The sequence below is a fragment of the Streptomyces sp. SID1328 genome (assembly GCF_009865595.1).
GTDB classification, from domain to species: Bacteria; Actinomycetota; Actinomycetes; order Streptomycetales; family Streptomycetaceae; genus Streptomyces; species Streptomyces griseoluteus.
Genome location: NZ_WWKH01000268.1, coordinates 1 through 13,155 on the forward strand (window position 1 = coordinate 1; position 13,155 = coordinate 13,155).

The 13,155-nt window shown below is 70.2% G+C and carries 9 protein-coding genes; 4 read left to right on the plus strand and 5 right to left on the minus strand.

Going from position 1 to position 13,155, the window contains the following annotated elements:
* The coding region (locus tag GT030_RS36245; protein WP_237522256.1) for a hypothetical protein at positions 1–239 on the plus strand (239 nt) is incomplete at its 5' end.
* A gap of 96 nt (positions 240–335) precedes the next feature.
* On the opposite strand, the gene GT030_RS07905 is transcribed toward GT030_RS36245, so the two are convergent.
* The 5 genes from GT030_RS07905 to GT030_RS07925 all read right to left on the minus strand — a co-directional run bounded on the left by GT030_RS07905 (position 336) and on the right by GT030_RS07925 (position 11,411).
* Positions 336–1,634 carry a discoidin domain-containing protein gene (locus tag GT030_RS07905; RefSeq protein ID WP_161200466.1) on the minus strand — a complete coding sequence of 433 codons (1,299 nt, stop codon included), beginning with the start codon at positions 1,632–1,634 and terminating at the stop codon, positions 336–338.
* 26 nt (positions 1,635–1,660) lie between these two features.
* Positions 1,661–5,107 (minus strand): hypothetical protein, encoded by a 3,447-nt coding sequence (locus GT030_RS36250; protein WP_237522257.1) that lies wholly within the window; start codon positions 5,105–5,107, stop codon positions 1,661–1,663.
* A 34-nt stretch (positions 5,108–5,141) separates the two neighbouring features.
* Positions 5,142–7,349, minus strand: coding sequence for a hypothetical protein (locus tag GT030_RS07915; protein WP_346009589.1), 2,208 nt, complete (start codon positions 7,347–7,349; stop codon positions 5,142–5,144).
* 87 nt (positions 7,350–7,436) lie between these two features.
* Positions 7,437–10,352 carry a DUF6603 domain-containing protein gene (locus GT030_RS36255; RefSeq protein ID WP_161200467.1) on the minus strand — a complete coding sequence of 972 codons (2,916 nt, stop codon included), beginning with the start codon at positions 10,350–10,352 and terminating at the stop codon, positions 7,437–7,439.
* Between the two features lie 552 nt (positions 10,353–10,904).
* Complete coding sequence (locus GT030_RS07925) at positions 10,905–11,411, minus strand: hypothetical protein (protein ID WP_161200468.1); 507 nt, start codon at positions 11,409–11,411, stop codon at positions 10,905–10,907.
* 214 nt (positions 11,412–11,625) lie between these two features.
* Here GT030_RS07925 and GT030_RS07930 point away from each other — a divergent pair, with 214 nt between their 5' ends.
* The 3 genes from GT030_RS07930 to GT030_RS07940 all read left to right on the plus strand — a co-directional run.
* Positions 11,626–12,462, plus strand: a complete 837-nt coding sequence (locus GT030_RS07930; protein WP_161200469.1) for a hypothetical protein — start codon at positions 11,626–11,628, stop codon at positions 12,460–12,462.
* A gap of 68 nt (positions 12,463–12,530) precedes the next feature.
* Positions 12,531–12,755: a hypothetical protein gene (locus GT030_RS07935; protein ID WP_161200470.1), complete on the plus strand. Its 225-nt coding sequence runs from the start codon at positions 12,531–12,533 to the stop codon at positions 12,753–12,755.
* Positions 12,756–12,880: 125 nt separating this feature from the next.
* Positions 12,881–13,155, plus strand: a 275-nt coding sequence (locus GT030_RS07940) for an SRPBCC family protein (protein WP_161200471.1), incomplete at its 3' end; no start/stop codon positions are given.

The window sequence follows — 13,155 nt, forward strand, 5'->3', positions numbered from 1 at the left end:
CAAGGCCTTCGTGTCCGGCAAGAAGAAGCAGAACACTATCAACCGAGGAGATCCTTCTCGACGGGGAGCTTGGCCAGAGTGAGCTGACGGCCGGCAGTGAGGTCACTGCCAGACTGGACGTGCCTTTCCCCGGGTCCCTGGTGGCCGGGGAAACATTCGCCGTTCGCTTCCTGCTCAGTGGGTACAACGCGCGCGAGCCCGAGGTGGATATTTGCTTCAACGTCACGGTCCCTGAGTGAGCTGAGCCGTCGGGCACCCGATCGACCTGGTGCCCGACGGCATCGCCCGGCTGGAACCCCGCGGACAGGCGCCATTGCCGCGCATTGCTCGTTGACTTACGTGTGGGGTGCGTCGTCTGCCGTGTCGGTGTCTGCGGTGGTTCCGGCGTTCGTCGTCAGGGGCACGTTGAGGACGGCGGATGTGTGGGTGATCTTCAGGGCGTCCGGTTGGGGCCGGACTTCGAAGGACCGGATGGCGACAGTGTGGGATCCACTGAAGGACACATTCAAATATCGCGCGCGCAGCGAGCCTCGGTAGTGCAGCTCCGTGCCGACGTTATTGAACGAGGGAAGGATGGGATAAAAACCATTGCCGGTGAGGGAGTAACCGAGGTTGACCGTCCCTGGGGGGAGGTGCTCGCCCTCTGGCGTGCCGAAGTAGATGTCCACTTCTTCGACGTCCTGCTCCACGCCGAGATCGATGATGGTCCATTTCGGGGGAGGAACGGTGCCTGAGAGGAGGAAGTAGGTGTCGAGGTTTCCGTCGAGCATGAGGTCTGGGGTGTGGCCGTCGATGAGGTCGTACTCTGTGCTGGCGGTTTGCCGGACGCGGGGCATGACGAGGTCACCGTGCACGGTGAGGTTCCGGATGTCGAGGTCGGGCCGGTTGACGGTGACGTAGGTGTTGATGGTGCGTTCCACGGTGCCGGTGCCGGCCTGGATGCGGCCGCGGAGGTAGAACATGGTGTTGCGGCGGATGTCGTGCACGGGGAAGGTGCTGTAGTTGGTCACGTCGATTTCGACGTTTTCATACAGCAGGTGGTAGGTGGCGTCTTCGGAGCGTTCCCAGGTGAGGGTGACGGTGTCGCCGTTTTCGATGTACGCGGAGTGGGGTTTGAGATTGCGCAGGTAGAAACCGGCGGGGAATTTTCCGACGGCCAGGATCTGCGTATCGGTTTTCCAGGTACCGGTGTTGGGCTCACGCCACTTGAGTTCGATCCTGATGGGGGCGGTGCCGACCTCGTGGTTGACGCGGAGTTTGTTGAGCTGGAGGGTGAAGCCCTGTTCGGGGGTGAGGGTGGCGTGCCCGGTGTCGGGTTTGAACAGGATGCGTTCATTTCCGGGGGCGATGGTGGCGGTCCAGCCGGTGAGGGTGATCGACGTCTGCAGGCCGGTGAGGTCCGGGGCGAGTTGCCAGGCTTCGGTGCCGGTGGGCACGTAGACGGAGATTTCGTTGGTCTCGATGGCGGTCGGCGCGATCCGGCTGCCGACGATGATCAGGTCGCGGGTTTCGACGGTGCCGGGAGGGCTGACGGTCAGGGGGTCGGGGACGGTGGTGAGGGAGTACTGGAGCTGGCTGCCGAAGTCGGCGTCCGTCCCCGGAGCTGCAGCGGTGGTTTGCGTGACGGTGCCCATGATGGGTTGGCCCTTTCTGGCGGCGGTCAGCGGGTGTGGTCGGCGGCGTCGTTCAGGACGAGGTAGCCGGAGCGGATTTCTGGGTTGCCCAGGGGCAGGTCGGCGGGGTCGGGGGCGGTGACGGGCAGGGTGCGCCAGGCGCCGGTGGTGTTGGTGGGCTCGGTCCAAGTCCAGGTGCCGGTGGCGGTGGCGGGCCGGGGCATGACGGCGGCGGGTGGGTTGGTGGTGACGGGGGCGAGGAGGGGGCCGGTGCGGAAGCAGACGGCCATGCGGGCGAGCGCGTCGGCGGTGTAGCGGGCGGGGACGTGCACGCTGGAGACGGGCAGGATGTCGGTGGTGGCGTGCACCGGGGCCCGGGGGTCGAGCAGGAGGGTGACGGTGGCGGTGCTGATGCCCTCGAAGGCCAGCTTGAGGCGTTCGCCGTTGCCGATGGGGCGTAGGTAGCCGCCGTGGTCGCCGGCGGGGTCGGTGATGGTCTCCAGGTGGGTGTAGTCGTCGTTGTGGACGTAGGCGACGAGTCCGTCCTGGGTGTTGGCGGCTTGACCGAGTTTGATGATCCATTCCCAGGACGGGAGGTGTGCGGGGTGCTCGTGGGGGTCAAGGACTTCGTTCCAGCCGATGGATGTGCGGGCGGGGCCGCACAGCTGGAGATCGAGGCGGGCGCGGACGAGGGCGAGGGGGCGGCCGAGGAGGAAGCCGAGGCTCTGGTCGTCGGGGCCGTCGGGGTCGATGGTGGCCAGTGCGTCGTCGATGGTGGTACGGACCGCGTCGAAGGCCGCGGGGCCCCGGTCGGTGATGGCGGCCAGCAGGTGGTGGGTGTGCGGGGAGACAGCGGCGAGCTCGGCCAGGGTGGCGATGGGGGATGTCGGCAGGGGTTGCCAGTGGACGGCTTTGCTGTTGTCGGGGCGCATGATGGTGCGCAGTTCGCCCCAGGGGTGGCCGGCCGGGTCGTAGACGGCGAGGGTGTGGTCGAGGCGGTTGGGCAGGATCCACGCGCATACCGGGTTGGTGCCGGGGTCCAGCTCGGTGTCCTCGTCCGCGGTGGCATCGAGGAAGTCGAAGCTGAGGCGTGCGGGCTGCAGCAGGCGGGGGGAGAGCTCGACGAACCGGTGGGGGTCGGAGGTTTCGACCGGGTGCTCGGGCACCATCGTCAGCGGGCGCCTGTACTGGAAGTGACGGGGGTCGTCGAAGAGATTGACGGCCCGGCCGAACCTGTCGACGATCATCAGCTGAGTGAAGGCGAGCTGGCCGGTGCGCAGTTCGAAAAAGGGTGAGGAAACGACCTCCGGGGGGCGGCCGGGCCAGCCGGCTGTGACGGTGCCGGGGTAGGGCGCGCACTGGTCCTGGTGGCCGATGAGGCCGGCGGTGGCCCCGGTGGGGGTGAAGGTGGCGCGGGGGTCGCGCTGGTCGAGGTAGGCGGAGAAGCCGTCGAGGCGCTGGGAGAGCATGTCGAGGGTGCGGACTTCCTCGCGCAGGCCGGCCAGGTCGGGCAGGTCGGTGCGGCCGGCGGCGTGGGCGGAGAGTTTGCCGTCCAGGTCGTGGCCGGCGGTGGGGGCCAGGATCTGGCGTCCGGTGATGACGAAGGGGACGGAGGTCTGTCCGGTGCCGTTCCAGTGGTAGCGGTTGTTCTTGAACGTCCAGTGGGTGCCGGACTGGTCGCGGTAGGGGATGGCGGTGTAGCCGACGGCCCATTGCAGGAACAAAGGCTGCCAGGGCTGGCGCCAGGGCTCGGTGCCGTACTCCGGTAGCGCACCCTCGGCGGCGGACAGGTCCACTCCGGTGTCCAGTGCGTGGTCGAGGAGGAAGAACTCCGTCAGCAGGGCGCTGGTTTCGCCGGGCAGATGGGCGGTGTTGACCTGGGAGACCTGGCTGGTGACCGAGGCCGCGGTCAGCGGGCCGATCTTGGTGATGAGCCGGTCGGGGGTGCGGCACGGCAGGAAGGTGCCGCGGGTCATGGGGGCGTGCAGGTGCGCGCCCTGCAGGAGCAGGACCGGGTCGGCGGGATGCTCGTGGGGTGCGGTGGGGGCGCGTTTGAGGATGCGGGAGGCGCGCAGGCCCTTATCGGCGGCGAACTCGGCTGCGGCGGTTTCCAGTTCCTCCGGGGTGGCGCCCCAGGGGATGCGTTCGCGCAGGTCGGCCACGCGCCGCCTCAGGGCGGTCACGCGGCCGGCCGCGCCGTCGGGGTGGGCCGGGTCGAGCTCGTCGCTGATGCGGGCTTCGAAGTCCGGGGGGAGTTTTTCTTCGTGTGCGAGCGCCCAGAGCACGTACAGGCGCTGTTGGGCGGCGGCCAGCTCCTGCTCGGCGGCATCGTGATCGGCCTGGGCCTGGTTGAGGTCGGCGATGATCTGATCTTCGGCCGCCCGCACCGCGACCCGCTGCGCCGGCGACAAAGCGACCGTGGGGTCGGGGGTGTCGGTGTGGTCGGCCAGGTGCCAGGTGTAGCCGGCCGGGGCCGGGCCGAAGCCGGAGCGGTGGGCGGCCTGCTCGGTCAGCTCGTCGCCGTCGGTGCGGTCGAGCTGGTCGAGCGTGCCCAGCGCGAATGCTCGGAGCAGGCGGGACTCGTCCGCGGTCAGGGAGGTGGGGCCGTCGGCTTCTTCGATGAGCCCGGACATGGCCTCGGCGGTGGAGTTGCCGATCGCCACCGCCACCTCGCGCGGGTCGGGCATGTCGGAGGTGGGGAGGGGGCCGTCGGGCTGCCATTCGATGCCCAGCGCACTGCCCGCGTACAGGGTGCGGGCGGTGCTGCTGGGCGCGGCGGGAGCCAGCCATTCCAGCTCGTCGAGGAGGTCCGCCAGGCTCTGGCTGTCGCGGCGGGCGAGGATGTCGCTGCCTTCGTCGGCGTACCAGCCGATCACGCGGTAGCTGATCCGGTCGGATCCGGTGACGTCGTCGAGGGTGTCGTGGAGGGAGAAGACGTTGTGGTTGTAGGGCTGGTAGACCGAGAACGTCAGGAGGCCGGGTCCCAGTGCGGTCAGGTACGGCTCCGGCGCGTCGTCTGGTTCGCGCCAGGGGGTGGCGGGGGTCAGGGTGTGGCGGCGGCCGATCTTCGTGGCGGTGGGCACGTCGGCGTGCGGGTCCAGGTAGGAGATCGTGCCGGTGGTCATGCCCAGGTGGTCGCTTTCGACGATCCAGGCCCGCACCGTCTTCGAGGCGCTCTGGTGGCGCACGACCAGCCACCGGTTGGGGACCAGGGGGAAGTCCTCCACCCCGCGCTGGGTGTCGTGCCGTCCCTGGGTGAGGGCTTCGGGCAGCTGCCACTGCACATACACCCCGCGGCGCTCTTGCTGACCGGGCCAGGGGACGTCCGGGAAGGGTGCCGGCTCGGGCGGCATGTTGTGGTCGGTGAGCAGGGTGAAGTTGGGCTGCCAGCGCTGGTAGATGAAGGTGCCGTTGCTGTGCGGGGGATTGCCGTTGACCACCAGGGCGGCCACTTCGACCGGGACCACCAGGGCGTTGCTGCTGCGCGAGGACATCGGGTCTGCTTTCCTTCGAGACAGGCCGAAAGGGTCAGGGACGGACGAAGGTCTGCAGCTGGGGTGCTTTGACCATTTGCAGTGCGAACTGCGCCGACGACAACGGCACGCCGTGCGCCTGGGCGAGGGCGGGCAGCAGCGGGTCGCCGGTGCCGGCGATGTTGAGGACGTCATGGCCGCCCGGGCGCAGGAAGCGGCCGAACCGGTCGTCCCCGGGGGCGTCAGGGAACTCGCCCATACTTGCGCCGATGTCCGGTCCGGTGATCTTGCGTAGTTCGATGGTGCCCAGGTCACCGAAGCCGAAGTGAATTCCCTGCGGGGGCTCCGCGGCGGTGAAGGTGTCGATGACCTGCGGGTACAGCAGCATCATCACGTGGCTGCCGACCTGTGCGGTGCGTACCGGCTCCACCGGCTGGTTGTCGCGGAAGGCGGTGTAGATGGTGTCGGGCCATCCCTCGACGAGGTCGGAGTGGAGCAGCACGCCGCAGGCGGGGGCCGTCCGCACCCCGTGCGCGAGTTCGTTGAGGTCGGCGTCGAGGGTGTGGCCGACCCCGACGCTCAGCGCGCCGTCGATGGCCGCCCGCACCCAGCTGGGGTCGACGTAGAAGAAGCGGATGCTTTCGACCGGGAGCATCCGCTCGTCGGGGACCATGTGCTCGAAGGGGATCATCTCCAGCAGCGCGAGGCGGTCCAGCCAGGCGGTGACCGGATCCAGCTCGGTCGCGGTGGCGGCAGCGATGACCTCGCGGACTTCGGCACGGGCCAGTGCGGTGTGCAGCGAGCCGGCGCTCAGCACACCGGCCGACGAGGTACGCGGGGCGGGGGCACGGCGACGGCCCGCGGCCACATCCGCACCTGCCCCGGCCAGTGCGCGGGCCAGTTTCCACCCCCCACCCCGCGCGCCGTCGCCGTCGCCGGTCAGGAGCTTGTCGAAGGCGTCGCGGGCCAGATCACGGGTGAGCAAGGACGCGGTATCCGCGCTGACGGCGCGGCCGGACAGCTGCGGGTGCGTCAGCAGGCGGCGGGCGGCGCTGCGGGCGGCTTTGCGCCAGGCCAGGAGGTGAGTGCGGAATTCGGGATCGGCCAGGGCCAGCGCGCGGCCCAGAGCGAAGGCCGAGGCGTATCCGGTGTCGTAGACGCCGTACCGCTCCAGGTAGACCAGGGCCTCGTCCACCGATTCCCGCCGCACCCCACCGACCGGATCCGGCAGCGCCTGGGCGGGTCCGGCGGTCAGCGGCCCACGGTAGAACGCGGGGGTGCGCTCCCCGGACGCCAGCCGCTGCGGCAGCGCGGTCGCGCCGGTGGCGATCCGTTCCAGCGCCTCGCGCTGTGCCGGTGTCGGGTTCGCGGGGGTGTCGACGGGCAGGCGCAGCAGCGGGTCGGGGGCGGCGGCCAGGTTCTGGACCAGGTCGCCGAAGCCGATCCCGCTGTCGGGTTCGGACTCGAAGACCCACGACCGCAGCGACACCAGCCGCACCCCCTCGCCCGGGACCGATGCCCCCTCCGCGAGGAGGTCTTCGTGACCGTCGAAGGAGACCAGGTGGGCCACGTGCATCCCGCCCGCCACGTCGGGGAAGCGGTTGGCGACCACCACTGCTGTGAGCTTGTCCTCGTCCGGCGGCGGGGTGGCGCCGCGGGTGGCGTCCGGCGGGCCGCCTTCCCGGACGTGCGCCAGCGCCGCCATCTCTTCGGGCAGCGGAGCGATCGCCGTGAACAGCTCTCGGGGAACGAGGATGGTCGAACACACGAGTTCGACCTCGTCCGGGAAGAGCCAGGCGGGGTCGATCTGTGGCCCGCGCCCGGGCAGGGTCTGCCCGTTGTCCAGACGTCCGTCGAGCAGTTCGCGGACCATGCACGCCTCCACCTGCCCAATCGCCTGGGGGTCCCCGGGCAGGTCGTCCTCGCGGAAGACCAGCAGGGCCAGCCACGGCACCGACGGCGCCTGCCCTGCCAGTGGGCGCAGCCACGGCACGCCCGGGGCGGTGAGGGTGACGTGCGGCAGTACCTGGCTGTACAGCCCCGTCGAGCCCGGCAGCGGATAGCAGGCGTGCACGGCATCGCCGGCGATCGCGAAGCGGGGGCCGTGCACGTCGAAGTGCTGGACGCGGTCCGGCAGCGCGTCACCGGTGTTCACGCCGCCGATCGACTGCTGGGTGGTGATCGTGTACTTGCCGGCGGACAACGAGGGGACGCGCTGGTCGAAGAACCGGGTGCGGTGCTTCACCGGTGGCGTGGGCGGCACGGGTCACTCCAGGGTGTGGGCGGGCGGCGGCAGTGGACGGAGCGGGGTGGCGCAGGGCGATGCGCCGCTGCTGCGGTGCGGGGAAGGTCAGGCGGGGATGAGCATCGGGTCGGCGGTGAAGGCCGTCTCGGCCGCCGTCTTGTGCGCGGACAGATCCGCGTCCACCGGGCCCAGATCCACACCGAGGCCGGCCAGGGCCTGGACCAGTTCCGCCCGCCTCGCGGTCTGCTCCGGTGCGACCACGCTCCGCACGATCGTGGCGATCACCCCGCGCGGCCGTAGCGGGGCCGGGCCCACGGGCTGGGCAGCCGGGTCGAGGGGCTGGGTTCCGTCCGGGGCGATCGGGTCGAACGCGAACGCTTCCTCAGTGATGTAGCCGGTGTCGTTGCCGTAGTCCGGGCCGGGTGAGGTCAGCGTGACCCCGGTGAGCTGGGCGGGGATGACCTGTTGGCCCGGGGCGGGCAGCGTGTCGCCCTGGCCGGTGCCCCACAGGGCCTGCGGCACGGCGGCGGTGCTGCGGGTACGGGCCCAGGCGGCGAGGTTGACCTGCTGGGACTCGCGGACCAGCGAGACCCGCTGGGTGCTGCTGAGGTCGGTGCGTCGCATCGGGCGGATGTTGAGTGTGCCGCCCGTCTCCGCCGGGCTGCCGCCGGACGGGGTCAGGTACAGCTCGCTGACCGGGACGGCGGAGTCGGTGGAGAAGGTGAACCCCGCGGTGGAGACCTGCCACGCTTGCCCGTCGCCGCTGCTGCTGTGGCTTTGCCCGTCCGCTGCCTGGGGGCGGTCGGCGAGGAGGCCGGCGCCCGGCAGGACGCGTACCGCGGTGTCGGGCGGCGGCAGCATCGTGCGGAAGTCGGACCATGCCAGCGCGTTGCTGTCCAGGTCGCGGTCCTTGCCGAAGCCGATGGTGAAGGAGATGAACCACAGATGGATCTTGGCTTTGCCACCGGTGGGCGGTCCCCACAGGCTCAGCGAGACCCCGACCTCCACCGTGATGGTGATCCGGATGAACCAGATCTTGATGCTGGCCTGCACCCCGACCGAGACGCGCATGCCGACGTCGAAGTAGAACGGCCGCCACTGGATGAGCGCGTCGACACTCGCTGTCAGCCACGCCCGCAGCGCCCCGGAATGGAAACGCACGTCCAGCATGCCGCCGGCCATCACCGCCGCCGGTGTCAGTGCCAGATACGCCTCCCCCGACACCGTGACGGCACCGGAGAGGTCCCAGTCGAAGCCCAGCCGGGGCACGACCGGGTAATGGTCCGGGCGACGGTAGTTGGGGTGGTAGCCGCCGACCGTGACGACGAAATCGCCCTTGTTCGGGTTGGAGCCGAACCACGTCTTGAACGCCACCCCACCCCGGAGCCTGCAGTTCGGGTCCAGCACGAAGGAGTTCGCGGTCAAGGCAGCAGACAGGCTCAGCTCGCCCGCCTTCGGCTTGAGCAGCGCCTCCAGCCCGATCTCGATGCCGGCATAACGCCGCTTGCCCGGCTCCTTCGGGAAACTCATCCCCGCCACTCCGAGCAGCGCGAACGTCAGGTCCGCCCCTGTCTGCAGAGCCAGCATCGCCCGCCCGTCAAGCCGCTCGGCGATGGTGAATGCCATCCCCGCCGCGATCCACAACGGATCGTCGCTGCCCCGGGCCGGGGTGATCCACGGCCTCTCGCCGCCGATGAGTGTGTCCAGCACCTGCAGGGGATCCGCCGTGCCGTCGGGCTTCGCGCCGATCGAGCGGGGATCGTCGAGGGCCTGAATGAACGGAAACTCCGGTACATCCTGCGGCCCGTCGGGCAGCCGCAGGTTGCTTCGCCACCCCATGCCGCCCGCGATACCGCGCACCTGGAACGGTGGCGGCCCGATCCCCTTGTCCGCCGTCAGGGCCCCGAACGCGAAGAACGACGGCCTCGCGCTCTGGCTGGGCGCGTAGGCGGCTGCGATCGCACTGCCGGTCAGTGTGCCGGTGTCCACGAGCAGCACTCCGCCCACCGCCAGCGTGTAGGGAGGGGCGGCCTTGCGTGCCGCGAGACCGCCGCTGATGAACAGCGGCGGCTTGTCGTATGTCACCGCCTTGGACTTGCCGTCCGCCAGATTCCCGAAGTCGATGAACCCTCGTAGCGTCACCTCGTCGGCCAGGCCACCGAAAGAGAATCCGGCCGTGCTCCGTCGGCCGGCCAGCGCGCCGGGAGCGAGGACGACGAATCCGTCGGCGGTGGCCAGTGCATGCGTCACCCGGCGGATCCCGACCCGCCGCACCCCTGCCGGCTCTACGGCAGCGCGGGGGACGGGCAGCGGGCGGCCCAGCCCGTCCCGGCGCGATGGATCTGCCCCACGACGGGCCCGCTCAGGCCGCACCGGCACCAGCGCCGGCCCGCCCCCCGGCCCCGCACCGGGCACGACCAGCCAGGTACCAGCCGGCAATCCGCCATCAGGCGGCGCAGGCAGCTCGAGCTCCAGGTCATCAGCCGCGTTCAGCAGAGAAGTGAACTGTTCGGCCGTCAGGTCCTCATCGGTGCACAGGGTGTGCCACGCCCCTGACGAGGCGGCCAGCATCCTGCCGGTGCCCGGGCAGGCCAGCGACATCACCCGCCCGTGCTCGCCACGGCCAATAACGGCCGTGACACCCTCGCGCTGCCGCAAGACCAGATGATGGACGGCAGCCGCCTGCGGCAGGCACGGCACCTCAAGGCCCATACCCCGTCCCAGCAGCTCGCCCGCCACCCCCGGTGCCGGAAATTCCACCGCCAGCCGCGCACCGGTGACCACCTGACCGCCGTCAAGCTCGAAAGCCACCCGCACCGGCACCTCGACATCCGCCAGCGCGGTCCGGGCCGCCCCGGTGAACGACAGCGCCTCCTCGTCCCCCTCCCGCCACACCGCCCGCAGCACCCCGTCGGCGAACAGCGGACGGAACCCCACACCGTCCCCGAACAGATCGCCCGGCACCTCCACCACGCGCCCCGCACCAGAGCCGCCCGCGCCGCCGCACAGCCGCTCCCGCAACTGATTCACCTGGACCGTCACTGCAACCACGCCTCCTCAATGGGCCCTTACGAGCCGACTCGCCGGGACGACCTCAACCGATCAGCGGCAGCCCGCGTTGAGCAGCCACAGGAACGCGTCCTGCCAGCGCCGAGCAGAGGCGGTACACAGGCGATCGCGGTACTTCGTTCTGCGACGAAAGGCCCCGATCGCCATCTCGAATCTCGAGGCCGACCAGAAGATCGTAACCACCAGCACTCGATCAAACACCTAGAGTGATTGGCTGGTGGGGGCGTGAAGATGCACTCAGATCTGGAGCCGCGCCTCCGCGCCCGATCGATATCCGGCCACGTGGGCGGGACGGCCTTCTAGGCAGGGGACAGCCCGGGCGCACTTGGCCAACGCCTGCCCGAACGTGACCAGGCCCCCCTCACCGCCGGACATCCTCAGCAGGTCGTAGGCGCGGACCTGGTCGCTGGCCAGAGAGCTCCTGCAGGGGCACGGCTGGGGGTCGCCGAGCACAGACCGTGCAACAGTTTGGGTAAGCTCGCGCGCCGAGCTCCCTCAAGCGGGCTATGAACGCGCATGTTCCAGCCCGAAGGCGTCCAGGAAGTCGCGAACGCGCGCGCTTCTGCGTGCTCGCTGAAGAAGTGCAAGGTCGTGTTCACCAGGGGAGTGTGAGCGACCATCAGGCTGGGTCGGCAGATATTGCCGATCTGGGGCCAAGCCCGAACGCGATCGTTGCGCACGGCGTTCTTCCGCGCGCTCAGTAGCGCCGATGCGCAGCTCCCTCATGCGCTCCCGATGGCCAAACGCTCGCCACACGTCGCGCCGGTGCGCGGACTCCTGCGGAAACAGCGCCGGGAGCACGCCCACCGCGGTGCTGACCACACCGGTCACCAGGAGCAGGAAGGACAGCCACATGGGCGCCCCGGCCTGCCATACGGCGAGCAACCCGCCGGCGCCACCAACAGTCGGAGGGAGGGCCAACACCAGGCGGCGCGTGATCGGTCGGAGAGGCATTTCAAGTCCTTTGAGCTTGGCGGGCGGCACGCAGGTGCGTGTCAGGCGGAGGAGCATGGACGGTCCTCACTCCTTATGTCGCGGGGTGAGGACCCGACAGTGGCGACTGCCTGGGTTAGCCCCGCAAGCCCGCCCGCGCCACCACCCGCATCAGGGCCGGATCAGGCGCCGCTGACCACCGTCAGTACGTGAACCCGAGTTGAGGGAGCGTGCTGCCAACTCACCAAGAAAACTCACCTCTTAAGAGGTGAGTTTTCGCTAAAGTGGAGCCATGCCCACCATCGAAGCCGTCGCCGTCATCCCCGAGCCCGCGCCCGCCCCGTCCCTTGAGGTCGTGCCCGACCTACCCACCGAGGTCACGGTCGCCAAGATTGCGGCCGGAGTCACCTCCGCCCTGGTCGACGCGTGGGACGCGATTCGCGCCCGCCACGAGGACGTCCCCGAGGCCGTCATCAGCATGGCCACCGGCGGCCGCGCGAGCGCCGTCGAACTGGCGCACTTCGCGCCCCGCCGGTGGAAGCTGCGAGAGGGCGACGAACGCCACCACGAGGTGTTCGTCACCGCCGAGTCGCTCGCCGACGGCGCCGCCAAGGTTTTCGGGTACCTCCTGCACGAGGCCACCCACGCAGCGAACGAGGCGCGCGGCGTCAACGACTGCTCAGCGAGCCAGTACCACAACAAGGAGTTCCGGAAGATGGCCGAGGCCATGGGTCTCGTCCAGCGGCCCGACGTCAGCGACAAGTGGAAGAAGAAGTACGGGTTCGCCGGTACGGAGCTGGGGGGCGAGGCGGCAACGACCTACGCCAAGGAGATTGCCGCGCTCGACAAGGCGATGCACGCCACCCGCACCCCCGACATCTTCGCTACCCGCACCCGCGGCGGCGGCAGCAAGGGCGGGACCACCGACGACGTGGACACCGCCGACGCTGGCGGGGAGAACGAGGCGCCGACCGGGAAGAAGGAGAAGGAGGACCGCAACTACGTCAAGGCGGTCTGCAAGTGCGAGCCGTCGCCCGCGGTCATCCGGGTCTCGCCGAAGACGCTGGAGCGCCGCAACATCATGTGCGGCGACTGCATGGAGAACTTCGCCCCGGAGGAGTCTGCCTGACATTGGTCTATCTGGCCAGATAACCTGCGCGGCCCCGGCGGTCCCCTTCGAGGGGAAGCCGGGGACCGTTGTCGTGGGTCAGCGCCGCCGTGGTGCACCAGGTGGACCGGCCCATGCACCGCACCCGGCGTTCGGTGCCCACCGTCCGCCAGCTGCTGTGGCACCGCTGGGAGACGGCGCGCACGCTGACGGAGTTCCCGGGGCTGGCCGCGACCATGGACCTGCTGCTGCGGCGGGTCGCCCGGCCGTGGCGGACCGCTCCGCTGCCGCGGTACCCGGCCTTCCGCCGCTGAGACCGGGGCGGCCCGGGCCTGCCGCACCGCCGAGGCTGGTGACGGGCGGGCGCGGCGCGCTTTTCGGGCGCCGCGGAAGGGGCACGCGGGGGGAACACCGCTCCCGCACGGAGGGAAGTACCACGATGGCCGAGTACGAACGTTCCCGCACGATGCACGCGCGGCCCGAGCAGGTCTTCGACCAGGCCGCCGACGTCGGCCAGCTCGACACCTGGATCCCCGACGCCGTGCACGTCGAGGCGGCGGACCTCCCTGCCGTGACCGTGCACGAGGACCGCTCCGGCCAGGACATGCCCGCGCTGCTGCGCTCGGAGCGGGACCAGATGCGGCTGGAGTGGGGCACCCGGGAGCAGGGTGCCTACGCCGGCTGGCTCCAGGTGTCCGGCATCGACAGCGGCCC

Coding starts and splice junctions, on each gene's coding strand:
- GT030_RS36250 (WP_237522257.1), bottom strand. CDS start 5,107: ATGTCCTCGCGCAGCAGCAACGCCCTGGTGGTCCCGGTCGAAGTGGCC.
- GT030_RS07930 (WP_161200469.1), top strand. CDS start 11,626: ATGCCCACCATCGAAGCCGTCGCCGTCATCCCCGAGCCCGCGCCCGCC.
- GT030_RS07925 (WP_161200468.1), bottom strand. CDS start 11,411: ATGCTCCTCCGCCTGACACGCACCTGCGTGCCGCCCGCCAAGCTCAAA.
- GT030_RS07905 (WP_161200466.1), bottom strand. CDS start 1,634: ATGGGCACCGTCACGCAAACCACCGCTGCAGCTCCGGGGACGGACGCC.